Genomic DNA, 25,963 nt, shown 5'->3' on the forward strand with positions numbered 1-25,963 from the left:
TACGCCGGGGGATCCGACCAGCACCGAAGCCCGACTGTGCTCGATCCTGGAGGGCGCCGTGCGCCGGCCGTGATCCGCGCCTCCTGGACCGCCGCCGCGCCGGCAGGTGACGGCGCGGCCGCGGCGGTCGTCGATGTGGACCTGGCGGCCGTGGACGTCGCTGCGACGGTCCACATCCACCGCGAGCACCTCCGCCACCGGCACCTGCTCGCCGCGGCCCGCCGCCACCTCGTCCGCGAGCTGCGCGGCCGCCGCGCCGAAGCAGGCATGGAGGACCGGCTCGTGACGGCGGCGATCCGCGGGCCACTGCATCGACGTCACCCCGCCCCCGGTGCCGGGCCGCCGGCCGCGCCCGCCCGGGCACACCGCCTACACCACCACCTGGCACACGGTGCCCGGATCGGTGAGGGTGCCGGTCACGCAGATCACGGGGGCGGCGACGAACCGGCCGCGTTCCTCGGCCGCGACGGGCCGCCCCCGCCTGCGCGGGGAGAACCCCTTCACGACCTGCGAGTTTCCAAGGACTTTGCGATCTCTTGGGTCACTCCCCGTCTGCTCACCCGGCCAGTTCGGCAGAGGCCCGCCGTCCTGGCTTTCGGTTCTTCATGCTGATCGCGTCGCAGGCGAAGCCTGACCGGAACCGGCAAGTGACACTGGTGGAAGCCCGCTCGATGGGAGTTTGTCGGTGGCTCACAACCCTGATGGGCATCCTTACCGAAGTCACCGGTGGCCAGTCGGTGGCCGGATGCCTTTGGACGACGTATTACGAGGTGGCACAGTCCAACCAGCCACACATACTCTGATCAGGAAAAACATCACTCAGCGGTACGACCGGGCACCACACGACATGAACGCTCACGGTCTCGTAATGCGTAGGTCTCGGGTTCGAATCCCGAAGACGGCTTCGAAGAACCCCAGGACTCACTCGCCGTGACCTGGGGTTTTTCCTTTTCCCCGCGCCTGGCGGGTTCTGCGGTGCGGCAAGGGACGCCCGCAGAGGTCAAGGGGAAGCGCGAGGGGAACGCATTTGTACAGGCGAAGGACAACGGGCCGTTCCCGGGGAGCGCGCGGTGCGTGCGGCGGAAGCTCGGCCGGGGGCTGTCGGCGCGGTGGTCCAGCGACGGCGCCAGACGCTCTCGGCCGGTCGTCGGGCTGAGCCCGGAGTGGGGACGGCTTTCGTGCATAGCGGTGTCTCGTCCCTGTCGGCTTGTGGCATCCCGACAACAAGCAGCCCGTACGCTGATGTGGCGTCCGATATTCAGCAGAGTGTGGACTCAAGGCAGTCGTTGCCCAGACGGGCGCGGTGCTGCTGACGCGTGGCGTCGAGGTCGAGCCTGTGGCAGTGCGCGACGTGGTGGCGCTGATGGTCCGCTCGGTCGCCGAGCGCGTGAATATGGACCCCGAGGAGGCCCTCCACCTGGTGCAGGCCGGAGTCGGTCGCCGAGGCGATCACCGCCGCTGCGGACCCCGGCCGCGAAGGCGCGGAGCACGTTTACGCGGTGCGGCCTGTACGAGTCGATGCCAGCACCGCCGCGGTGCCGGTACGGATCCTGGGCCGCCTCGTGATGGCCGCCGCACAGACTGGCAAGTACGCGACGTTGAACGGCGACGGGCGTACCGCCTCGCACGCGCTGGACCTGGCGACCGAGACCGGCGCGGCCATGACCACCGAGGGCGTCGGTGATGAGTCCGACCTGCCGGTCGGTGTGCTGACAGAATTCGCCGACACTACCGAGTCGGTTGCCGTCCGCGTCGAACGCGACGGGTGGAGCATCTGCCCGTGCGGCGAAGACCATGACCAGGCAAGGTGGACGCGAAGATGCCCACGACCCTGCGCGCCGACGCTGCGCTGGCTCGCCGTTGGAGCGACTGCTGAAAGTACGCGCCGAGGTGGGGCCAGCGGGGACGCGGGGTGGGTGCTCTCCGGCAGGATCGCCAGTCCGACCCTGAGCGCAAATTAATGGATGTAGCCAGCCGGAGAGTTGCGGGGGCACTACAGTGCTGACGTTGGCGTTGCCTAACTCTATGAATCCGTGTACTCAGGACGCGGGGCATAAGACGGCGGGCCGCCGACACAGCACGTGGGAGCCACGCTGCTTCGTGCGACCCCCACGTGTGGCGCGGTAGAAGCGCGCCTATGACCGCATGCGGTCACTGTAGTGAAGAGGGGATCCGGCTACACGTCTCAACGGTTGCCGAGGTGCGAGCTGACCGCGTCGGCAAGGACGCGGGCGGCCACTTGCCCGGCGAAGGTTAAGACGGCTCGTAGTCGGGTTTCCCCTTTTCTTTTGTTGCGGTGTCGGCCTTGGGACATGGGCTCCTTCTCGCATCGGAGTTTCCGGCTGGTCGCCGGAGCGCGGTGTTGTTGCCGCGCCGCTTGTGCCGATGCATGAAAGCGTTGCCTGTGGGCCGTCAGCCGCTGGGATGACTTTATGGCACCCGGACTGTGCGGGGAGTGCTTTCATCTTCACCGGGAGGGCAACAACAGCCCACTGCTTAAAGCTCGTAACACGATCATGATCATGCCTTCTTGAAGCGTCTGAAGGAGATCAGGCTGTGGGCGAGGGAGACGAAGGCGTCGTGGAGTTCGGTGCGGCGTTCCCAGCGCACAGCGAGCCGCTTGCTCTGGTGGAGTAGGGCGAAGGTCTGCTACAGCGACGTAGCGGAGCTTGCCGATGCCCTTGATGTTCGGTGATCCCTTGCGTGAGATGACGGACAGGATTCGTCGGTTCCGCATTGCGTCGCGGTGGGCGTTGGAGTCGTAGCCCTTGTCACCGAGCAGGGATTCAGGTCGGCGGCGGGGACGGTGTCCTGCGACGGGCGGGATGCCGTCGCCCAGGGCGGGTCTGGATGACGTCGTTGACGTTCGCCGCAGTCGTGACGACCTTCAGTGGGGTGCCGCGGCCACCGCAGATCAGATGGTGCCTGCTGCCTGTCTTCCGCCGGTCGACCGGCGGAAGACCGGTGTCGGCGTCTCCCGTTTTCGCGCGGATGTGAGAACCATCCACGCAGCCCCCCGACTAAAGGTTGTTGCAGAAGGGTGGGTGTGGGCGGGTTGGTGTGGCGGTTGGCCTGCTGGTGTCATCCTGTCTGGGCGAGGTTGTGCATGGTGGCGACGGCCTGGACGGCGTGGTGGAGGCCGTTGCCTTTCTGGCGGCAGTCGCGGAGGATCTTCCAGTTCTTCATGCGGGCGAAGGTGTGCTCGGCACGGGCTCGCACGCGTCGGTGTTCGGCGTTGTCCTCCTCCTGGCCGCGCAGGAGGGGGCGGCCGGCTCTTTTGCGGTGCGGGACGATCAGTCCGGTGCCCAGGTAGGCGCCGTCCGCGATCACGGTCGTTCCGGCCGAGGCGGCCGGCAGGTCCGATTCCCGCCAGACGTGGGCGTCGGCCTTGTTCCCGGGTGCCGGACGGGCTGATGCGATGACCAGACGGCTGTCCGCGTCGATGATGATCTGCACGTTCGCAGAGAAGCGGTAGTTGCGGGAGGAGGCTGCGAGGCTGCGGTCGCGGACCGGGATCAGTGTGCCGTCGACGATCCACAACCGGTCGATGTCCGCGACGGGTCGCGGGGCGGGCTCCAGCGCGAGGAGCGGACGCAGGCGCTGGATGATCCGGCAGACAGTGGCACAGGAGATCCCGAAGAGTGGGGCGAACTGGCGCATCGTGAGGTTCGTCCGGTAGTGCACGGCCACCAGCAGCACCCGGTCGGGCAACGGCAGGCACCACGGGCGACCACCCCCGGGCCCGTTGCCTTCCCGCTCCCGTACCACCCTCACCAGTTCTGCGAACCGGTCCATCCGCAAACCAGTGAATGCCTCCACCCACAACGGCTCAGCCCGCAACACCCCACCCATACAGAAGGAATGCCCCATCACGGACGTTCTGCAACAACCTTTAGGGACTGTCTCCTTGGAAGGCTATGGGCGCCATTCCTCCTGGTAGGCGGGGTGTTCGGCGTATGACTGTGCAAGGACTCGCAGCGCGTATGCCAGGCCGGCCGAGCGGGAGTCTGAGGGGGCCATGGCTTTGTATTCGTTCGCAAGCTGCTCGATCAGATCGAGCATGGGGAGGTGGCTGTCGAGGAGAGCCTCTGTGCCCAGGGTGCCGGCCACGTAGGCATAGGCGTGGTTGTCGTCATTGATACGTGCGACGAGGAACTCCACAAGGTCGTCCATGTGGCCATCCTCGCGGGTAGGGGGCTTTGGCGGTCAAGCGGCGGTCCAGACGAGGATGGCGGCGAGGTGGAGTGCGACCTGGTAGGCGATGGCGAGCCTGTCTGTTCGCATGGCCAGGCCGCTCCACTGCTTGAGTCCGTTGATGCACCGTTGGACAGCGTTGCGCTGCTTGTACGCCTCGGCGTCGAAGGCCGGTGGCGGCCTCCGTCGCGGCCTCGCCGCAGGCGGCGGCCGACTTGGTCGGACGGCTGGGGGATGACAGTTCGGAATCCGCGTCGCCAGAGGTGCTTGCGGATCTCGCGGGATGAATACGCTCGGTCTGCCAGGACGGTATCGGGCCGGATTCTGGGCCGGCCGGGGCCGGCTCGCAGAACACGGATGCCGGCCATGACGGTCTCCAAGGCCGGGCGTCGCCCGCCCGACCTGCGGTGATGCGAAGGGCCTGGGGTCGTGCACACCTGTCGCTGGCGCGGTGGACTTTCGTGCTCAGTCCGCCGCGGGAGGGTCCGAGGGCGTGGTCGTCAGGTTCGGCGCGGCCTGGCGCCCCTCTTTCCGGGCTCCGGCGGCGTGCTGGTGAGCCCGGCAGGCGGTGGAGTCCACCGAGACGGTCCAGCCGATGTCGGCATCAGCGTCAACTGCTGCCGAAACCGCGTCGAGGATGCGCCCCCAAGCGCCGTCCACTGCCCACCTGATCAGACGTTTGTGAGCGGTCTGGAACGAGCCGAGCTCGTAGGATCGAGCTGATTCAGCCCCGGATGCCCGCAGACGTGTTCGCCGTCGGATCCGAGCGACGAGTCGGCCCTGTGTTCACGAGGCGAGCAATCGGTGGCCTGACATGCAGAAGACAGGATGGTTGCCACCATCAGGGCGGTGAAGGGCTCGGAAGGCTTTTCGGCTTGGTCGAGACGGCAGTCCACTTGCTGACCCTCCGCGTTGGCTGCCGGACTGTGGCGCACAGACGAGTTGGTGGCCGGGAGGCGCTGATCGGCGATGCAACATCGGACGGCACTCGGACCTGTCCCTCTTTCGGGCGGGCGTGCCCTTGGTAGCAGAAGTGCTGCACCAGGCTGAGGCTCTGTCTGCCGCCGATGTTTCACAAGCTCGCCAGCCGGTTCGCCCCCGACATGAAGGCCAGGCAACTCGGCCTCCCTCGAAGGCCACGCGGACACGCCGCTCACAACTTGGCCAGTGCCCGGGTGCGGGGAGGTAGTGATGCGCCTACCGTAGCCATGGTTGGGCGACGGATCCTCCCTAGGAGCTTTCATGGAAGCAGAGTTAGCGACGCTCGCGACATCGGGGGCCACTACGGTGGTTGCTCTCATGGCAAGCGACGCATGGAATGCGGTGAGGCCCCGGATCGTCGCGCTGGTGCGCCGAGGCAGCGCAACGCAGGAAGAGGCGGATCGAGCTGAGTCTGAAATGGACTCGGAACGCCTTGAGGCGACAGCGGTCCGGGACAGTGACGACCCGACGGTAGTCGCCGACCTTGAGGCGGTCTGGCGAGTCAGGCTGCGTCAACTGCTTCGTGAGGACCCCTCCGCGTCAGTCGCGCTCCGGGAACTCATCGCAGAGGGGACCGCCGCGCCGGGCCCAGTCCATAACAGCATTAGCGGCGGAGAGTTCCGGCAGGCGGTCATTCAGGCCGGGAACATTCACGGCGATATCCATCTCGGTTGACCGCGTCGGGACCCTTCTGCCTGCTTCCATCTGGTTGCTGCCAGCAGTCGATCTCCGGTGAGGGCCGGCGCCTGTGTTTCCTTACCCGATTACCTGCCGGCTCACCGCCGTCCAGCGCGACCGTGGCAAGGGGTGCTACTCCGGACCGAGCAGGGCTTCAAGGCGGCTGCGTTTGGCTTCGGCTTCGGGTCCCGTGAAGTTCGCGAGGAGTTGGACTGCCTCGCGGCGGTGCTCCTGCGCTTCGAGGAGGTTTCCCTCCTGGACCAGAGTGTCTGCGAGGTGGGCGAGGGAGGTTGCGAGTGACCACCGGTCGCCCCGGCTGCGATGGGCGGCGGCGGCCTGGAGGTGAAAGCTGGCGGCGTCCTCGGTACGCCCGAGCAAGAGGTATGTCTCGCCGGTTACATCCCACGTGGTGGCTTGGAGATCGGGGCGTCCGACTCGTTGGAAGAGGGCTGCTGCCTGTTGAAGATGGCTCAAGGCTTCGCCGGCCTCCGGCCGTGCCACGGCGTTGCGGCCGAGTTCGAGCAGGGCGAGCGCTTCGAAGAGACTCGCTTCGGACTCGCCGGCGATGGCCAATGCCTGCTCGGCTGCGGCGTCGGCCGCGTCGAAACGGTGCGAGTGCCTGTACACGGCGGCGAGAAGAGTGAGCGCCTCGGCTTGCTCAAGGGACTCTCCCGCTCCGGACAAAATGTCTGCTGCTTGGCGCAGCACTGTTTCTGCCCGGTCGACGTCACCTCGCTGGAGGAGGGCCCAGCCGAGATTGCGCGTGAAGGCACCGGTGTAGAGCTGGTTGCCGAGTTCGCGCACCAGGTGCAGGGCCTCCTCGAAGCGAACCGCGGCCCGGTCGGGGTGGTGCGCGAACATGTGCGTAACGCCGAGGCCGTTTGCGGCCCGCGCCTGGCCGAACGCGTCTCCAAGACGGTGGAATACCGTCAGAGCGCCGCTGAAGTGTTCTTCTGCCTGTAGGAGCCGGAACAGATGGCGGTAGGCGATACCCAGATTGTCGAGCGTGATCGCTTCTCCGTATCGGTCATCTGCTCGCCGTGCTGCTTCAAGCGCCATCTGCTGAGCGGGGAGCCACGCGTCGGCGGGCTCACGATCGGCGATGATCATGGTGAGGACGGCGGGAATCTGCCAGGCGATACGGTCCATTCGGCCGGTGCACGCCGCCTGGACTGCGGCTACGAGGTTGCTTCGTTCGGTCTCGTACCAGGCGATGGCCGCTCCACTGTCTTCGAAGGTGGCTGCGGTCACGTTGTCGGGCAGGGGCTGCAGAGTGACGGGCAACGTGTAGGCACTTGATCCGACCTGGGCGGCTGCCGCCGCGGCGTGCAGGTACCAGCCGAGAAGGCGTTCCAGGGCGGCGTTCCGCTCCACTTCGGGTTCCTCGGTCTGGGCCTGGTCGAGAGCGTACGCGCGCAGAAGGTCGTGAAATTGGTAGCGGTGGTGTCCGCTCTCGTCCAGAAGGTGCGCGCCGGCCAAGGTGTCGAGTTGTCGCCGTGCCGTGACGGGAGGAACCGCCGCGAGGGCGGCAGCCGCGTTGAGGCTGAAGTCCGGTCCTGGATGGAGTCCCAGGAGCCGGAACATGCGGGCTGCCTGGGGAGTGAGCGAACGGTAGGACCACGCGAATACGGTGCGAACCGCGTCTGTTTGTTCTGGGCCCTGCTCGTTTTCGGACGACAGCGCGTCCCAGAGGCCGGACTCGTCGCGCAGATCCGTGATGAGGTCGCGCAGGGGCATCCGCGGCCGGGCGGCGGCTCGCTCTGCCACGATGCGTAACGCCAGTGGCAGCCGGGCGCAGAGCCGGGCCAACTCGGCGAGTTCTTCGTCACCGTCGCTGGTGCGGTACGCGGCGAGGACAGTGCGGAGCAGCTGAACCGAGGCGGTCTGTGAGAGAGTCTCCAGGCTCACGCGATGTGCCCCTTCCCGTGCCACCAGTCCCGACATGCGAGTGCGACTGGTAATGACCACCAGGCAGTTCGGGGCCCCGGGTAGCAGCGGACGGATCTGTCCTGCCGTGGCGGCGTTGTCCAAGACAATGAGGATACGACGTTCGGCCATGGACGAACGAAAGAGCTCCGCCCGCGGTTCCTCACCGTTGGGAATGCGTTCCAGCGGGATGTCCAGGGCGCGCAGGAACCGTACGAGTACATCCGTTGCGGCGACGGGCGGTCCTGGATCGTAACCGTGAAGGTTGACATACAACTGACCATCAGGAAAGCGGTCCCTGACCTGGTGTGCCCAACGGACCGCCAGGGATGTTTTGCCCACGCCGGCTGTGCCGACGATCAATGCGAGCCGTAGCGGGGCCGCTTCCCCGGCGGCGGGATCCGCTACCGCGGCGTCGAGACTCTCCAGTTCCTGAACGCGGTTGACGAATCCCCGCGCCTCTCCTGGAAGCTGCCCCGGGCGGGGCCCGGCGGTGAGGGGGGAGGAGTGGAAGTGGATGCCCCCGCCGATGTCCCTGGCCTGCACTACGTTGCCTGCGGAACCGGACATGTCAGAATGTGTGCCGTGATAAGCCGGTGGCACCGGCTCGTTGCTGGAACTGTTCGATTCCCCCGTCAAGTGACCTCCTCCCCGTTGGCGCGAACCTGAGGCGGACACCCCGACGTTCTCTGAACGGGGTTTGCCGGGTCAGCTCACTGGCTAGCATCGCTCTTGGCGATAGCAACACACACCCTCCGTCTCTGCAATACCGGATCAGGCCGCAGCTGCCGGTGGGCGAGTGCGGTGATCGATGTGCCAAATGCGCCATCGCAGCGCCGTCAGGCGTTCTGCACCACGTTCTTGCCCGGAGTGACGTCGAGACGCGAGGTTCGATCATGAAGATAGAGTTCGTCGGCGGTTCCACAGGTCAGGGGGGTTCGCCGCGGCTGTACCGGGACGCGGAGAGCGGCGACTTCATCGTGCAGGGCTACGTTATCGATGAACCGTCCGACCTGGATCAGATGAAAGTTCCTGCCGGTGAGACGGTCGTGCGCGTCCCGGCGTCCCTGTTCGACTACTTACCGAAGGACGGTGCACGTGGAGTCTCTTGACGCAGATGGCTGGGCGGGGTTGTTCAACGCCTGTCGTCAGTCGGCCTGCCACCTGGAGATGCGCGACAGCTACGCGGTACAGGAAGAGCAGTCCGACATCGAGAAGTGGCGGGCCGGTGAATGGGGACCGGCGCAGGATGCCGAGAGTAAAGCCGGCTGGCTCGACCTCATGAGGGCCACCGCAGCACGGGGCGTGAAACTGCGCAGAGTACGCATCGTCTCCGAGCCCGTTACCGAATACATCCGTTTCGAGCATGACGGGACGCCGCAGAACATTGCCGCAGGCGAAGACGTGCGCTGGCTGCCGCGCAGTCGGGCCTCCACATTGTCTCTGCCTGGCAACGACTGCTGGATCTTCGATGGTCAGACGGTGCTGTTCAACCACTTCACCGGGGATGGGAACTGGGTCGGCAACGAGCTTGACGCAGATCCCGACGTGGCGACACGCTGCGCTGCCGCGTTCGAAGAGGCATGGAAGCTGGGCATTCCCCACAGCGAGTACAAGCTGAACTGAGTGGGATCGGGGCGTACCCGCCCGCATTCGCGAATCCAGACCACTCCAAGCTGAGGACGGGAGCTTGCGACAAGTCCTGAGGATCGGCGTGATCTCCTCCGGTCCCGCCGAATTTGCCACGATCCACGCAGCCTGCACAGACGCTGGGCATCTCCCGGTTGCCTACTTCTACGGCCGGTCCCTCCGATCTGGCGGTCCGAATCTCAGCGATGCCCCAGAGACAACCGCAGAGATCCTCGACGCTGTCCCACCAGGGATGGACCTGCTGCTCCCAGGGAGCATGGAGGGACTCGCCAGCGCCCTGGCGAGCTATCGCCTCGACCTGGTGATCGTGTTCGGCTTCCCCTGGAAGATCCCGCAGGCCGTCCTGGCGATCCCACGGCTCGGCATCATGAACATCCATGTCTCCATGCTGCCGAAATACCGTGGGCCCGCGCCACTGCTCTGGGCGATCCGCAACGGCGACACGACCGGCGGTGTAACCGTGCACTGGATGGACGACGACTTCGACACAGGAAACATCCTCGCGCAGCGGGACGGCATCCCCCTCGCCGAGGACATCACCTGGAAGAACTACTGCGACGAAGCGATGCCCGTCATCTACAACCTGCTGATGGACTCCCTTGAGTTGGCTGCCGGTGGCTACGCCGGTGAGCCACAGGATGCTGATGCGGCTACCTACGCGGGATTAATGGAAGATGACTTCTCCGTTATTGACTGGTCCGACAGTGCGCGCGATATCCACAATCAGGTCAGAACGTATCGCTACATGCGGTCCACCACCTACCCGCTTGCGCGGATCGAGACTGGTGAATGGCTGCACATCATCCGCACGAGTCTCGAAACTGCCAACGGGCCCGAGATCGTTTGTGGCGACGGACTCTCTCTTTGGCTGCTTGAATCCGAACCCGGGCGGCCGCCGGCGAGCTATAGCCACAGAGCCCCATGATCTTCTCTGAGAATCAGGAGGAGAGTGGGTACAATGTGCTCTGAGTGGGCCGCTCTGCTCCTGATACAGCGGAGCTAGGGTTATTCTTCAGCGAAGTGCGAAAACACAGGCGCGCCTGCAACGTGGGCAACTCGGTCGGCACTACGGAGTCGAGCCCGCGGCGAACACGCGGCGCGGACGCTGACTCGCGCCGACCAGACAGACTGAGGTCGGTACGGCACGGCGCGGATCCGCAACCGGTCAGGCCATGCGATCGGTGTGCAGCAGGACGACGGAGATCAGGGCAGCGGCCCGTGTGAAGAAGTAGTCAGTTGCGTCGTTCGTAAGGATGGGACGTTTTGTCGATCTCGTGGTGCCAAATCGTGAAGTCGTTGCCGATCTCCCTCAGCGCCCAGAACTCGGCTTTCAGTGCGCGCTGAATCCATCTGATCCGACCCCAGCGCGCGTGATCAACTGATCGGTTGACAGATTCTTGTTCTTGCCGGGAGTCCGTCGGAACTGAACCTGCCCTGGCGTCGGCCCCTCCAACGTCAGCCCCGAGGGGCAGTGTGGGGAGCACAAGGGAGCGCGGATGCCTTTGGGCTGGGCGGGGGGGGGACACTACGATTCAAGCAGCGGCAGCCCTTCTGATCAGGCATAACAGCGTGACAAAGAATGAGCCGTGACGACTCGCATGATCGCTCACGGTTTCGTAATGCGCACGTCTCGGGTTCGAATCCCGAAGGCGGCTCCGAAAAACCCCAGGACTCACTTGCCGTGACCTGGGGTTTTCCATGCCCAGGATGCCCCCGGCAGCCGCGCGCGGGTCGACTCGCTGCCCGTGGTCTGAGGTCCAGCGGGTGGGTGCGACCTTGGGTCGTGCAGGTGTGTGTGAGCCTCCGGCGCCGACGTGGTGTGCCTCGCTGAGTTGACGTCGGCGGGTCGGTTGAGGCTGCGATCGGGCACGGCGGCCTGGTGGAGTAGCTAAAAAATCCAAAAATTCTCCATACAAACATTTCTCACACGAACGGATGGCTCGGTTCGCCGAGGGCTGTTGAATTCATCGAGGTTCCGCCATGCTCAGTCGTGGGTAATCAGTGAGGATTGGAGTCCAAGTTATGCCGGATATCTTCGACCAAATCGAATGGAGCGTCCGGAAAATCTTCGGAGAGGGGCCGGTCTGCGTCCACGTGGGAAATGTTGATGAGTGTGAAATCAAGCGACATCCTACTTATCCGAAGTTTCGCGCCGAGGCGGTCCGAGCGGGAGTGCGGTCAGCTCCGAGTTCCCGCCTGTGGGAGTCAATGATTGCCAGGGGGCGGCTGTGTGACATGGACGGGGATTACACGTGGCGCCTGGTGATCCTCGACTGTATCGTTCCCTGTTTCCGTACGCTGTCAGCGAGTATCTCCCGTGATTTCCGGGTCGAGCGCGAAGAAGTCCGGTCGGCGATGACGGCAACCGCACTGGAGGTGTGGGCAGACACCGTCATGGGGGTTCCTCCGCGCCACGTCAGGGACCGAATGGTGAAGGCGGCCTTCGATGTGGCCTTCCGGCGAGGGAGGGCCGCTGTTTCGGAGCACTCGACGGACGACATCGATCTGTTCTTCCAGCCGGAAGTCTCTGCGCAGGGTTCCGTGCTGAGGGCGTTGTCAATCATCAATGTCGATGATATTCGTGACGCGGATGTCGCAGAAAAGATCAGGGGCGAGCGATTTGGTGCGCTGCTTCAGACGTGGGATTGTTTCGACGCTGTGCGGGGTTTTCACGACGAACTTCGCTCTGGTCGCCGTACGGGGTCGATCAGCCAGGTCGTAAAGCAGCGACTGACTCGATCCTGGATTTCCAACCCGAACCTCTACTACTACGCCTCCGACTTCTACCCCTCGTACATTGGACTCCAGGAAGCCGCAGGAGTGATGGGGATCACTGAATCTGCCGCACGCCGACTCATCAAGGAAGGAGAGTTGCCTTTCCCGGTGGCGAGGGTGGGACGGAGCTACAAGGTCTCTGTCAAGGCGCTCATGCATTTCATGCGTATGCCCGACGCCATCGTCCATGTCGATGACGTTGAGAACGGTGCCTTCCACGCGGGCGGTGGCGCTGGCAGGCCTAGGGGACTGGGGTGACGAGGAGGCGCGATTGCCTGAGCGAAGCAGGTCGCACGACTGGGCGGAAAGCTGTACCCGAAGATGTGCTTGACCCCCTTCCCCGTCCACGCGTTTGGCCTGCGGCGCACGGTTCTTCGTGGGCTGGTGGCGTGGCCCTGTCGGGCTGGATACGGTCACCGTCGCACTGAGCGGATTGTATGGCGCGTCGTGCGATCGCAGCGGAGGAAACGACACACGGCCTCCACCGGACGGGAGTTGATTGATTGGGTGCGGGCGGTCCTCCGCAGGCCCTACGGTGAGAGCCCCCGGCTGTCCACCGGGCGGAGGGCGTACCGTACGCGCCGACGTACGGGCACGAGGGGGAGGACGTCATGCCGCTCAGATCGGCGGACAGGCCCCCCGGACCCCTGGTGTCCATACGATCTGCTAGGCGTCAGTTCTCGGCCCCCTGCCTCGTCCCGGTCACGCCGCGGTGCCGAATACCCAGCGACCGGGCGACCATTCCACCAGACCACGCGCCCGCCCGCGCCGCTTTCTCACAACGGGGCCGATCCCGCGCGGACGTGACGTTTCCCAGAACACTGGCACAGCCAGTCCCTTGCGCGGGCGATACGTGGGCGGACGTGTCGGCGGCCTTTGGAACACATAGCATTGCAAGACGTGCTATCGCGCGTTGACCAGGGGGAACGAGAATCCCCACGCTTATTCAGCAGCGCCCGTCACGAACGTGCAGGACCTCGTGATGTGTGGGTTTCGGGTTCGAATCCCGAAGGCGGCTCCGAACCACCCCCCGGACTTACTCGCCGTGACCTGGGATTTTTTCCTTGCCCGGGCCCCGCCCCGCCCGGCCGCCGGGACGGCGGATGGTGACGAGCAGCGGGAACGCCGCGAGGTACGCCGCCAGCCGAAATGTCTCGCCGAACGTGGTTGTTCCCAGGGCCCGTACCTCGCGGCGGCGGACAAGCGAGGGCAACGGTCAAGGGGGAGTAAATTATTCGCCGCCACCTGGCCTTGGTGGTCGAGGTCGACCGCCTCTCAACGGCCTCGCCGAGCGCGATGATGGATCGTCATGTGCGGTGCGCGGCAATCCTGTTGGCATCAGATGCATCCATCGGGAGGCGGGACTCCCTGTGTGTAGCCCTCTCTCGCCGCCCACGTCCCCAAGGGGCATCTGCGTCCAACCCTGTTGACCCCTTGTGATCGCAGCCTGTTAGATCCGCTCACTTGTGTGAATTTTGTGAGCAGTCTGTGGGGATGGGTTCATGGGGTGGGTGGGGGGCGGTCATACCGCTCGTGGCGGTCGCTGGCGTAGGGCGGCGGCTCAGATCGGGGTTCTGGCGGTGCTGTCCGGAGCGGCGGTGTCGGCTGGAACGGTCGCCGCAGTCGCGGACGGGCCGGTACCTGTTGGTGATGTCGCGGCACCGGAAAGCGCGTCACCAGGGACGGGCGATACGCCGGAGTCGCTCGCGGTCGGGGAAGCGCGGAAGTCCGGTCAGCCGGTCGTCGTGCAGGCGATGACGGATGAGAACACCGAGGTGACTGCGCAGCCGGATGGGTCGCTGATGGCGACCATCCATGCGAACCCCGTGCGGACGCGCAAGGACGGGAAGTGGGCGACGATCGATACGTCGCTGAACACGGCGGCCGACGGCGGTGTCGCGCCGACGGCGGTGTTGTCGCCGCTGGAATTCTCCGGAGGCGGAACGCAACCGCTCGTACGGATCTCGAGCGCGGGCAAGACCCTCACCTTGACGTGGCCCAAGCCGTTGCCGACGCCGGTAGTGAGCGGGGACACCGCCGAGTACCGGTCGATCCTGCCCGATGTGGACCTGCGGATGACTGCGACGGACGGTGGCTTCACGCAGTTGGTCGTTGTCAAGACCGCCGAGGCAGCGAAGAATCCCGAACTCGTGCGGCTCAAGATCGGTATGTCCAGTCCTGACATGACGATGCGAGAGAACGCGGACGGATCGTTGTCGGCGGTGGACGCCGCCGGTGGCGGTGGCACCGTATTTGTGGCGCCGAAGCCGATGATGTTCGATTCGTCGAAGGCGGCACAGGACGGTCCCGGCAGTTCATCCATCGCTGCGAGTGCACACACGCTCCGTTCCTCGCGTATCGCCGGCGCTGAGGACGCCCCTGTCGATGACGGTGTGCACACCGCTCAGGTCGGGCTTCAGATTGCCGACGATCAGAAGACGATGACGCTTACTCCGGATCAGAGCCTCCTCGGGTCGCCGACCACGGTCTACCCGGTGATGATCGATCCAGGGATCACGACGCCGCATGCAGGTGGGTGGGCCGGTATCTCCCGTGCCAATCCGTCCATCGCGTACTGGAAGTTCAGCTACAACAGCACCTACGTGCCAGATTTTGGTACGGGCTACTGCGTGGCGCCGAACTGCTCGGCCGATGACGTGAAGCGGGTGCTGTACTCCCTGCCGGTGCACGGTCAGGCGTTCAACGGGAAGCACATTCTGAGCGCTGAGTTCGATGTGAAGGAGTCCCACTCCTACAGTTGCACCAAAGAAGCTGTGCAGTTGTACGCGACCAGCCGGATCAGTTCGGGGACCACGTGGAACAACTCCAACTCGACGAGCGGCAGTAGCCCGTTCTGGGCGCAGAATCTGCAGACCCTGACGGATGCCAAGGGCTGGAGTTCGTCGTGCCCCGCCGGGAATCTGGAGTTTGGCGGCGATAAGTCCAATACGCTCAGGGACAAGGTCCAACAGGCAGCGAACGGTAACTGGACCGATTTGACCTTGGGTCTGAAGGCGCAGGACGAATCGAAGGCCGATGCCTGGAAGCGTTTCACCGATGACGCGACTTTGCAGGTCAAGTACAACCTGCCGCCGAAGCAGCCGCCGATGAAGGATCTGTCGATGGCGCCTGGTTCGGTGTGCCAGCTCGCTCCGGTCGTGGTGAACAAGCGGCCTCAGGTGACCGCTCGGCTCTCCGACCCGGACGGTGAGAAGATCGGCGTTCAGTTCGCAGCCTCATGGAACCCGGACGGGTCGGGCTTCAGGCGTCGCTGGTTCTCCACCGGCGCCCTCGGCACGCCTCCCTCAGCCAATACGTTCAAGGCCTCCGGCTCGCCGTTCTCCCTGACCCTGCCGACGTCGATCCCCATCAACACCGGTTATTCGGTGGGTTGGGAAGCGCGTGCCTGGGACGGAACCGAATGGGGCCCGTGGAGTTCTGACGGTGATGGCACGGCCCACACCGACTGCTATTTTCGGGTCGACACACAGGCTCCAGAGGGGCCGACGGTCACGTCGCCGTCGTATCCCGGTTCCATGGAGATGGCTGACGTGCTGCCGTGGACGGACGGCGTCGGGAAGTACGGCACCTTTTCATTCCTCTCTGCCTCGAAGGATCCCGCTCACCCGGATCAACTGACCTATCAGTACGCCATGGACGCCGCGCCGTCCGCCGCACAGGCAGTCAGTCCTGCTGCGGGCGCCCCGGGGACAGTGCGTTTTGTCCCGCTGACTGAAGGCCCTCACTACCTTTCGGTGAAGGCAATTGACGCGGCGGGCAACGCCTCTTCGCCCAGCACCTACTATTTCAACGTCATGTCTGGTCAGCCGCAGCGTGCCGACTGGAACATGGATGACGATGCCGGTGCGAGCAGTCTGGCAGGCGGTGGAGGCACTTACTCGGCGACTCTGACCGGGGCAGCGGCCAGCGGTGCCGCCGGCCGTACCGGCACAGCCCTGTCCCTGCCGGGGAACCTGGCAGATAACGGCACTCCTGCGGACTACGCGTCGACACCTGGCGCGGTGCTGGACACCTCCGACAGCTTCACTGTCTCGGCTTGGGTGAGCGCCTCGGACATCAGCGTCAGCCGAGCGGCCGTAACGCAGGACGGTGTGTACGCTGCCGGGTTCAGCTTGGGCCTGTACGGGGGGAAGTGGACCTTCAAGACGGCGACCAAGGACGCTCCTGGCGCGACGTGGCAGTCAGCTGTCTCCGCGGAACCGGTCGTCGCGGGGACGTGGACGCATCTGACAGGTGTGTACAACCGGGCCGCGGGCACCATCACGGTCTACGTCAACGGCAAGCCTTCGACTTCGGTTGCCACAGCAGCAGCCCCGGTGGCGCCTGGTGCGCTGCAATTCGGCCGTATCCGCTGGCAGGGCACGTACACCGACCCGTGGAAGGGCTCACTGGACGACGTTCGTTTGTGGAACCGGGCATTGACCGCGTCTGATGCGTCGACTGTCGCCGCGAACACTGTCTTGACGAGTGGAGTCCCGGCGAAGGCCGTGTGGAACATGAACGAGACCGGCAGCGTCATGGCCGGCACGACAGAGCAGTCGGTCGCGACTGTCACCGGTGCGGTGACCACCGGGGTGCGCGGGGTCTCGGGGACGGCCGCGCGGTTCGGAGCCAACGGGTTCGCGAAGACGGGCAGGCCGCAAGTCGATGACCACCGCAGTTTCTCGGTCTCGGTCTGGGCGAGGCTCGACGCCCCGACCGACACGCAATCGAAGGTGGTCGTCGGACAGAAGGGCACGTACAAGAGCGATTTCTCCTTGTACTACAGCCCGTCTTACAACAACTGGATCTTCGGCCGCTATGTGGCCGACGAGGCATCGACGACCCTGGTGCGGGCTGTGCAGCCCACTTGTACCGTCGGCAAGCCCGACGTCAACGGGAATCCGTGCATCGGGCCGACCACCGGTGAATGGACACACCTGGTCGGGGTCTACGACGCGGCCGTCCAGCGGATCCGCCTGTTCGTCAACGGCTACCTGGTGAGTACGGTCGCCTACACCCAGACCAGCCCCTGGCCCACGCCTGGCGGGCTCCTGATTGGCGCGGACAGCCACGACGGCATCACCGACAACTTCTTCGGCGGAGATATCGACGACCTCCGGGTCTTCGATCGCGTGGTGACTCCTCCCGAGGTGCAGGTCGTGATGCAGCAACGTCCCCAACTGGTCGGCCGGTGGAGGTTGAACGACGCCGCCTCCACCCCGCTCGTTTCACCCGACGACCTGGGCAAGCACCCGGCCACGCTCTACGGTCCGGCGTTCATTTCTCCCAATGCCAATGTGGGAACGGGAGCTCTGAGCCTGAACGGCAGTCCTGCTTCCTACGCCGCGACCAACTCCGTTCCTCTGCACACCGACGAAAGTTTCACGGTCACGGCCTGGGCACAACTGACGGCCCCGACCGCCGACATGACGGTCCTGTCCATCGGGGACGTCAGTGACAGTGCCCTCACCGTCCGATGGCACTACCTGCGAACTGTGCACGATCCCGATTTTCCCGGAATGACAGATCTGGATACAGTCATCGGGGAATGGCAAGTCGAGACGGTCACCGGTGGAACCCCGAGAAAACACACGGTGATCGCTCATTCCACTGATGGTGTTCAAGGCGCAAACTGGTCTCATCTGGCCGTGACCTACGACGCCTTCTCCAACGAACTGGCCCTCTACGTCAATGGCCAAGTGGAGAACCATCTCTGCGATGCCGAGGATCTCGAATGCACCGAGCGCACGTCGTACGCCGGTGCGGAGCAGCCACTTGAGTCGACAGTCGGCTTGCAGTTCGGCCGTGATCGTGCGGCCGGCGCCTGGCGCGGGTCCTTCTCCGGACAGATCGACGATGTATGGGCCTACCAAGGGGTGTTGAGCGAAGCTCAGATCATCTCCCTGGCCTTTCCGGCGGAGTTGGACAGCGACACCGGTCCCTAGCTGATCAAGCCCTGGACGCGCCCCGGACACCGAGTGCGCGTCCAGGGCGGTCCCTGTCCAACTCCTCCCCCTTCTCCTCAGTGACATCCGCCCGGCGTTCCCGTCGGCACGACCAGTCCTGTCCGGGTCCTCCAGACGGGGCAGGGAGACATTCACGATGCGCATCACACCGGTGTTTCGGCGCCGCACCCCAGGTCGCATAGCCGCAGTCATGTCCGGCGCTCTGGTCGCCACCTTGCTGCAAGCCATGCCCAGCGCGCTCGCCGAGGCCACGGCGGACTCGGGTCGTCCCGCGGTCCGCTCGTTGGAGAAGACGGTCAAGGGGACGAATGCGAAGGTGAGACCGCGGCAGGCGGACCGCACCGTCTCGAAGCCACGGACTCCGAAGAACGCGTGGCCGACCGGTGGAACGGCTTCGGTGGCCCTGTCGGCGCCGACTTCGGCGTCGGCGAAGTCGACGCGGAAGGAACCGGGGTCGGCTCCGTCCGTCAATCACGCGGTGCGCGCGGGTTCGCTACCGGTATCGCTGACCCCGATGCGCTCGGCCACCGACAGCGCCTCACGGGCGACCGTGGCCACTGCGCCGGCGCCGGGTGCGGCCACAGTTCGTGTCCTGGACCACTCCGCGGCGAAGAAAGCCGGAGTGGACGGTGTCCTTCTGACGGTCACGGGCAGCGGGGCACAGGATTCGCGGGCGAGCCTGAGCCTGGACTACAGCGCCTTTGCCGACGCCGCTGGTGCGGGATACGGCGAGCGGCTTCGGCTCGTGCAGTTTCCGGAGTGTGTGCTGACCACCCCGAAGAAGGCCGAGTGCCGCAACGCGACGGAACTGGCCGGGCGGAACGACGCGGAGCACCACATCGTGACCGCCGATGCGGTGCCCGTGCCGGCCACGGCTACCGATACGGCGACGGCGCCTCTGCCCACGACTCGGTCGAACTCCGCGTCCGGGATGACGGTGCTGGCGGCCACGGCATCCGCCTCCGGCCCCTCAGGTGACTACACGTCGTCGCCGTTGTCATCCGCCTCGACTTGGAGCACCGCGCTCAACAGTGGTTCGTTCTCCTGGAGTTACGACATGCCCGCACCGACGGTGCCGGGCGGTCTGGTGCCCAGCGTGGGACTCTCGTACTCGTCGGGTGCGATCGACGGACGTACGGCCAATGCCAACAACCAGGGATCGTGGGTCGGTGACGGCTTCGACATCGCTCCGGGTTTTGTGGAGCGTTCCTACAAGCCCTGCCGCGACGACGGAGTCAAGACCGACGGTGTCGAGCCGGGCGACGAATGCTGGGCCTACGACAACGCCACCATCAGCTTTGAGGGGCACTCCGGCGAGCTGATCCCAATTTCCACCGACGAGTGGCGGATCAAGGGCGACGACGGCACCAAGGTGGTTCGGCTGCGTAGTACGGCCCGTGGCAACGGTGACAATGACGGCGAATACTTCGAAGCGATCACGACCAACGGAACTCAGTACTACTTCGGGTACAACCGTCTTCCGAACTGGACCTCCGGCAAGCCTGAGACCAAGTCGGTGGAGACCCTCCCTGTCTTCGGCGACGACGCAGGCGAGCCGTGCCATGCCTCGACGTTCGCCAGCTCGTGGTGCCAGCAAGGCTGGCGTTGGAATCTCGACCTGGTCATCGACACCAGCGGCAATGACATCACCTACTGGTACAACCCCGAGACCAACTCCTACGGTCGTAACCTGAAGCCGACCGACGGCACTCCGTATGCTCGTGCGGCGACGCTCGATCACATCGAATACGGGCAGCAGCAGAGCGACATCTACTCCGCCACCGTCAAGCCGATGGCGAAGGTGAACTTCGCCACCGCCGAACGCTGCCTGGAGGCGACTGCCTCGCTGTGCGATCCGGCGAGCATCGATGCCAATCGCCAGTACTGGTACGACACGCCGTGGGACATGAACTGCAAGGCCGGCACGACCTGTGACCAGGGGCGTTTCTCGCCGACGTTCTGGACTCGCACCCGGCTGACGAAGGTCACCACGCAGACACTGCAGACCGACGGCGGATACAAGGACATCGACACCTGGTCCCTGCACCACAAGTGGGGCACCGCGGATGCCGACTACCAACTCCTCCTCGACTCCATTACGCACACAGCGGTCGCGGGAGCCACGCCTGTCGCGTTGCCGCCCACAACGCTCGGATACGACCCTCGCATCGGTCGGCTGGACAAGACCGGCGATGGACGGTCGCCCTTCTACAAGCAGCGGCTGAGCACGATCGACGACGAGGCCGGCGGCCAGATCGACGTCAACTATTCGCAGCCCGCGTGCGACTGGGACCATCTGCTCACCCCGCAGTCCAACACCACTCACTGCTTCCCGCAGATGTACCAGGCCTCCGACAAGACGCCGGTGACCACGGAGTGGTTCAACAAGTACGTCGTCGACGCGGTCATCGGCACTGACCGCACCGGTGGTGCGCCCGACATGGTCACGCACTACACGTACATCGACGGCGGTGCTTGGGCCTTTGACGATGACGAGGGACTGACGAAGGAGAAGCTCAAGACCTGGTCTCAATGGCGCGGTCACGCCCACGTCCGGGTCGAAACCGGTGGTACTTCCGGAATGTCCAGCCAGGTCGACCACTACTTCCTGCGCGGGATGGACGGTGATCGGTCCGACCAGTCGGACGCGACCAAGACCCGCACCGTGCAGGTGTCCGACGGTGAGGGCGCCACTCTCACTGATGACGAGGCATGGGCTGGTTTCGAGTACCGCACCGAGACGTTCGACAAGCCCGGCGGGAAGATCCTGGCCAAGACGGTCAACACCCCCTGGAAGAAGGAGACCGCCAAGCGGGTTCGCGACTGGGGCACGACAACCGCCAATTTGACAGGCATCAGCGTCGCTCGGGGCCTCAGGTCGCTCGACAACGGCGCCGGCGGTCAGTGGGCTCAGACGCGCAGCGACACCACGTTCGACGGCTACGGCCGGGCAACCGTCGTGGAGGCCCTCGGCGACGTCGGGGTGGCCGGTGACGATCAGTGCACCCGTACCACCTACGCCGACAACACCGCGGCATGGATCCTCACAGGTGCGATTCGCACCGAGACCGTCGCGGGTACGTGCGCGGCGACGCCCAACCGCGATACTCAGCCCGACGGAACTTCCGCCGTCATCAGCGACACGCGTACCCGGTACGACGGACAGGCGTACGGCGCAGCACCCACCAAGGGCCGGGCGACCCTCACCGAGAAGCTCAAGGTCCGCAACGGCGGTACGGCCACGTACCTGGACGACGCGGCTACCTACGACGTATACGGGCGTCAGCTGACGGCCACTGCTCTGGCATCGATGAGTGTCTTCGACACCACGGGCGTCAAGGCCACCGTCACCACACCCGTGGCCAACGCGCGCGTGACAACCACGGCCTACACCCCGGCCACCGGCCGTCCGGTGAGGACGATCGTCACCACGCCCCCGGCCACCGTCGGCGTGCCGACGTCGGCGCAGACCACGACCACGTACACAGACTCGCTGCGCGGCCTGCCGCTGATCAGTATCGACACCACCGCCCGCCGCACCGACGTGCTCTACGACGCGCTCGGCCGACTGCTGAAGGTGTGGCAGCCCAACCGGTCCAAGGCCGACGGTCAGACGCCCAACACCGAGTACGCCTACGCCAATGTCGATGGCGCCATCGCGTCGGTAACGACCAAGACGCTGAACAACGACGGTTCCCAGGACGCGGCCTACACCCTCTACGACGGGTTCGGCCGTGTGCGCCAAGTGCAGGCTCCCGGTCAGAACGGCGGCCGTCTCCTGACCGACACGTTCTATGACGAACGCGGTCAGGCAGCCATCGCATACGCCCCGTACTACGCCACGGGAACTCCATCGGCGAATCTGTTCAAGGTCGAGGACGCCACCGGCGTCGAGACGCAGACCGCGACGCGGTACGACGGCCTCGGCCGGGTGGTGAAGACCACGATTCTCGCAGGGAACGGTGTCGGTACCCCGCTGTCGACCACCACGACTTCCTACGGCGGCAACAGCGTCACCGTCACCCCTCCGAAGGGCGGCACCCCCACCACGACGATCACGGACGCCGCTGGCCACACGGTCGAGTTGCGGCAGTACAAGGCTGCCACTCCCACCGGGGCGTATGACTCGACGGCCTACGGTTACGACAACGGCGGGAACCTCAACAAGATCACCGACCCGTCGCACAACGTCTGGACATGGACGTACGACCAACTCGGCCGCCAGGTCAAGGCGGTCGACCCGGACAGCGGCACCACGACGAAGGCCTACAACGATCGCGGTGAGTTGGTCTCCGTCACCGACGGACGGACCAAGACCGTCGCGCATGTCTACGACAATCTCTCCCGTGAGATCGAGACCCGTGACGGCAGCGCCACCGGTCAGCTCCTGACCTCGCAGACATGGGACCCGGCAGGCAGCCAAGGACAGCTCGCCTCGACGACCCGCTACGTGCCGATCAACGGGACGACGTACCAGTACAAGACCGTCGTCAACACTTACGACGCGCTGTACCACGCCACCAAATCCACTCTCACCGTGCCGTCGGTCCCCGGACAGGAAGGTCTGGCCGGAAGCTATGTGACGGGCGGCAACTACAACCTGGACGGGACCGTCCAGTCGGCCGCGTATCCGGCTGTCGGCAGTCTTGCCGCGGAAAACGTCGCTTACACGTACAACAAAGAGCATCTTGCTGCGACGATCAGCAGCAACCTCTCCGGATACCTGTCGGCACAGACCTACAGCGTGACCGGCAAGCCCATGCAGTCCGCGTTGAACGCGGGAGGCAAGACCACCTGGGTCACGAATGCCTACGAGTGGGGCACCCAGCGACTGTCCGGCAGCCGTACCGATCAGCAGGACATCACGGGTGCCGCGCGGGCCACTGCCTACACCTACGACGAGGCCGGCGACGTCACCTCGCTTTCCGACAAGTCTCGTACCGGTACTGACCAGCAGTGCTTCCAGTACGACTACCTTGCCCGGCTCACCGAGGCGTTTACGCCGACCGACGCGACCTGCCCCGCCACACCGGACGCGACCAAGCTCGGTGGCCCGGCACCGTACTGGTCGAGCTACACCTACAACACCGACGGCACACGGAAGACCGAGACCCGGCACGACCCGTCCGGTATCGCCGCGGCGGACGCCGTCAGCACCTACGCCTACCCGACCTCCGGACCCCGCCCTCACTCCTTGACGCAGTCAAGCACCGTGGTGGGCGACGGCACGCCCGTCGTGCAGTCCTATGGTTACGACGATGCCGGCAACACCACAAACCGGCACGTGGTTCCTGACAGCACTCGGACGGACGACCAGTCCTTGGCGTGGGGAACCGAGGACCACCTGGACAAGGTCACCGACACCGTCAGGACCACGTCGGGATCCACCACGGTCACCACCACCAAGACGACCGACTACGTCTACGACACCAGCGGCAACCGCCTGATCGAGCACACCCTCGACACGGCGAGCCCCAGCGCCGAGAACACCACCCTTTACCTCGGCTCCACCGAGGTGAACTTCGTCAAGGGCGCGGCGAAGGCCACCGCCACGCGCTACTACCCGCTCGGCTCGGCCGTGGCGGTCCGCACCAATGACAACAAGGTGACCCTTCAGGTCACCGACGCCCACGGCACTGCGGATGCCAACATCGACGCCGTCACCGGCGCTCTTACCCAGCACTACGAGACCCCCTTCGGTGGGGACCGCGGTCCCTCTCCGACCTCCTGGGCCGGCACCAAGGGTTTCCTCGGCGGAACCAAGGACCTGGCCACGGGCCTCACACACCTGGGCGCCCGCGACTACGACCCCAGTACGGGCCGCTTCATCAGCGTCGATCCGCTGCTGGCGCCGCAGGATCCGCAGTCGCTGACCGGATACACCTACAGCAGCAACAACCCGCTGACGCTTTCGGACCCCAGCGGTGAGCGCCCCCTGGGCGCTTGTGACGGGACATGTGGAGGTGGCACGACCGAGGCGTGGAGCGGCGGTCCTGGCGACTGGCAGTACACCTTCGTCTCCAAGCCGGAGAAGAAGAACAAGGTGACCGTCCAGCACGTCGACTTCCGCGACACCAACAAGTCCTGGGTGAAAGCCGTCAAGGTCAAGCCGCCCGTCAAACAGGGCGACATGGTGGACTGGGGCTGGGGCGTTATGACGGGCGTCACCAAGGTCACAAGCTGGATCGGCACTCACACCGATCCCATCTGCTGGTTCAGCGACTGTGGGAACGCTGGTGACTCGCTCCAGAAATTCGCCGGTAACCATGGGGCCGACACCAACTCGATTTACTTCAATCTAGGCAAGAACAAGGGAATTGAAGTATCCGTTCTTGCCATCACTGAAGGAATCGGCCGCCTTGCAGCCAGAGATCCAGAGGGATTTGCCGCAGGTTGTTACAACAGCTTCCCCGCTGGCACCAAGGTGCTGCTCGCCGACGGGTCGGCCAAATCCATAGACAAGCTCACCACCAGCGACAAGGTCGCTGCCGCAGACCCCCGGACCGGAGATTCCGGGCCCCGAAACGTCGATGCGACACTCATCACCCCCGACGACACCGACTTCACCACGCTCACCCTTGCGGGAGCGGTGGCGACGCTGACGGCCACCGACCACCACCCGTTCTGGTCTCCCAGTCGGCACGCCTGGCTCGACGCCGGCGACCTCAAGCCGGGCATGACGGTCCGCTCCGCCGACGGCAAGACAATCCGCATCCTCGCCACGGAGCACTTCCACAAGCTCCAGGCCGCCTACAACCTGACCGTTCGTGACCTGCACACGTACTATGTACTCGCCGGTAGCACGCCGGTGCTGGTGCACAATTGCAACGGGACAATCGACCCGAGCTTGGTGAGGTTTTCGCAGGATACTGTCAGCCCACGTTTCGGCAGTGGAGAGACGATTGAGCAGACGGCGGCCGGTCTGCGATCTGGATATATCAAGCCAGAAGATCTTCCCACGGTGAGACTTCAGTACAAGGATGGAAATCTCTTCTCGTTGGACAATCGGCGGCTCGTTGCATTTCAGAAGGCTGGGATTCAGATGCCGTTCCGGATGGCGACTCCCGAAGAAATCGCAGGGGAGGCGTGGAAGTTCACCACTAAAAATGACGGGGCATCGATCTTGATTCAGCACTTCGACCCAGTGGAGTGGCCGTGAACTGGCCGGACCCAGCATTGAACGTAATCAACACGCGCGAGGATCTCGCCAAATACCTGCAAGGGCTGGCAATCCTTCTGCGCGATGGAAAATTGGAACTGCAGAATCCATCCACCTCGGACTTTGTGGACGCCTCCGCGCGTTGGACTAAATCGATGGACGGATTCTTTAAGAATGTCATCGGCGAGCCGGTTCCTGAGGTGCCCGACTGGGCGTTGATTGCAGCAATCTTTCGTGCGGCAGTCGTGTACGAGTAGAACGCGTTCGAGACTGTCAAGATAGTACTGAGCGGAATTGCAGCGGCCCCACTGGTTTTTTCCAGTGGGGCCGCTGAGGGTCTCTGACGGCAGTAGTTGACGGCAACGTCAGCGGACGGGTGCTGCACAAGTGGGTGGTTGACCCGAGGGCGGGTCCTTCGCTGCCAGGCTCATCGTCGGGGGGTGGCCACGGCCGCCTCCGGCGGGGAGCGAAGCTCCCGAACGACCCGCCGCGCTCCGACCTCCCCGACCCGCTGCCGGGCGGCTGACGCGTGCTTCCCTCCACCGTGCCGACCGAAGATGCCTCATCTTCGAGTGGTCTAGACCTTTGACGGCAGTAGTGACGGCAACAACCACGCACAACGGCGTACAAC

13 protein-coding genes and 1 pseudogene are annotated in these 25,963 nt (G+C 65.0%); 8 read left to right on the forward strand and 6 right to left on the reverse strand.

What is annotated here, in order from left to right; genetic code table 11:
• Positions 1 to 369 precede the first annotated feature (369 nt).
• The 5 genes and pseudogenes from ACIP4Z_RS19840 to ACIP4Z_RS19860 all read right to left on the reverse strand — a co-directional run.
• Complete coding sequence (locus tag ACIP4Z_RS19840; RefSeq protein ID WP_401309713.1) at positions 370 to 504, reverse strand: hypothetical protein; 135 nt, start codon at positions 502 to 504, stop codon at positions 370 to 372.
• A 2,282-nt stretch (positions 505 to 2,786) separates the two neighbouring features.
• Positions 2,787 to 3,008 carry a hypothetical protein gene (locus ACIP4Z_RS19845; RefSeq protein WP_401309716.1) on the reverse strand — a complete coding sequence of 74 codons (222 nt, stop codon included), beginning with the start codon at positions 3,006 to 3,008 and terminating at the stop codon, positions 2,787 to 2,789.
• A gap of 73 nt (positions 3,009 to 3,081) precedes the next feature.
• Entirely contained in the window at positions 3,082 to 3,852 is a 771-nt protein-coding gene (locus ACIP4Z_RS19850) for a transposase (protein WP_401310122.1), read from the reverse strand.
• Positions 3,853 to 3,915: 63 nt separating this feature from the next.
• Positions 3,916 to 4,173 (reverse strand): DUF6221 family protein, encoded by a 258-nt coding sequence (locus ACIP4Z_RS19855; protein ID WP_401309719.1) that lies wholly within the window; start codon positions 4,171 to 4,173, stop codon positions 3,916 to 3,918.
• 33 nt (positions 4,174 to 4,206) lie between these two features.
• Positions 4,207 to 4,905, reverse strand: a pseudogene (locus ACIP4Z_RS19860) (IS5 family transposase); the annotation flags it as partial.
• A gap of 531 nt (positions 4,906 to 5,436) precedes the next feature.
• Here ACIP4Z_RS19860 and ACIP4Z_RS19865 point away from each other — a divergent pair.
• The gene (locus tag ACIP4Z_RS19865) at positions 5,437 to 5,850 is read left to right on the forward strand and encodes a hypothetical protein (RefSeq protein WP_401309722.1); all 414 of its coding nucleotides are present in this window, start codon (positions 5,437 to 5,439) and stop codon (positions 5,848 to 5,850) included.
• Between the two features lie 135 nt (positions 5,851 to 5,985).
• Here ACIP4Z_RS19865 and ACIP4Z_RS19870 read toward each other — a convergent pair whose 3' ends face one another.
• Positions 5,986 to 8,349, reverse strand: a complete 2,364-nt coding sequence (locus tag ACIP4Z_RS19870; RefSeq protein ID WP_401309725.1) for an ATP-binding protein — start codon at positions 8,347 to 8,349, stop codon at positions 5,986 to 5,988.
• 326 nt (positions 8,350 to 8,675) lie between these two features.
• On the opposite strand from ACIP4Z_RS19870, the gene ACIP4Z_RS19875 reads away from it, so the two are divergent.
• From ACIP4Z_RS19875 to ACIP4Z_RS19905, 7 genes are all read left to right on the forward strand, one after another.
• On the forward strand, positions 8,676 to 8,891 hold the full coding sequence (locus tag ACIP4Z_RS19875; RefSeq protein ID WP_401309728.1) for a hypothetical protein: 216 nt from the start codon (positions 8,676 to 8,678) through the stop codon (positions 8,889 to 8,891).
• Positions 8,878 to 9,405, forward strand: a complete 528-nt coding sequence (locus ACIP4Z_RS19880) for a DUF6879 family protein (RefSeq protein ID WP_401309731.1) — start codon at positions 8,878 to 8,880, stop codon at positions 9,403 to 9,405. Before ACIP4Z_RS19875 ends, ACIP4Z_RS19880 begins: the two co-directional genes overlap by 14 nt.
• A gap of 88 nt (positions 9,406 to 9,493) precedes the next feature.
• Positions 9,494 to 10,354 (forward strand): methionyl-tRNA formyltransferase, encoded by an 861-nt coding sequence (locus ACIP4Z_RS19885; protein WP_401309734.1) that lies wholly within the window; start codon positions 9,494 to 9,496, stop codon positions 10,352 to 10,354.
• Between the two features lie 1,097 nt (positions 10,355 to 11,451).
• Positions 11,452 to 12,462 (forward strand): helix-turn-helix domain-containing protein, encoded by a 1,011-nt coding sequence (locus ACIP4Z_RS19890; protein WP_401309737.1) that lies wholly within the window; start codon positions 11,452 to 11,454, stop codon positions 12,460 to 12,462.
• A gap of 1,322 nt (positions 12,463 to 13,784) precedes the next feature.
• On the forward strand, positions 13,785 to 18,152 hold the full coding sequence (locus ACIP4Z_RS19895; protein WP_401309740.1) for a LamG-like jellyroll fold domain-containing protein: 4,368 nt from the start codon (positions 13,785 to 13,787) through the stop codon (positions 18,150 to 18,152).
• A 157-nt stretch (positions 18,153 to 18,309) separates the two neighbouring features.
• On the forward strand, positions 18,310 to 25,332 hold the full coding sequence (locus ACIP4Z_RS19900; RefSeq protein ID WP_401309743.1) for an RHS repeat-associated core domain-containing protein: 7,023 nt from the start codon (positions 18,310 to 18,312) through the stop codon (positions 25,330 to 25,332).
• Positions 25,329 to 25,589 carry a hypothetical protein gene (locus tag ACIP4Z_RS19905; protein WP_401309746.1) on the forward strand — a complete coding sequence of 87 codons (261 nt, stop codon included), beginning with the start codon at positions 25,329 to 25,331 and terminating at the stop codon, positions 25,587 to 25,589. Before ACIP4Z_RS19900 ends, ACIP4Z_RS19905 begins: the two co-directional genes overlap by 4 nt.
• The last annotated feature ends 374 nt before the right edge of the window (positions 25,590 to 25,963 follow it).

The organism is Streptomyces sp. NPDC088910 (assembly GCF_044749865.1).
GTDB lineage: Bacteria > Actinomycetota > Actinomycetes > Streptomycetales > Streptomycetaceae > Actinacidiphila.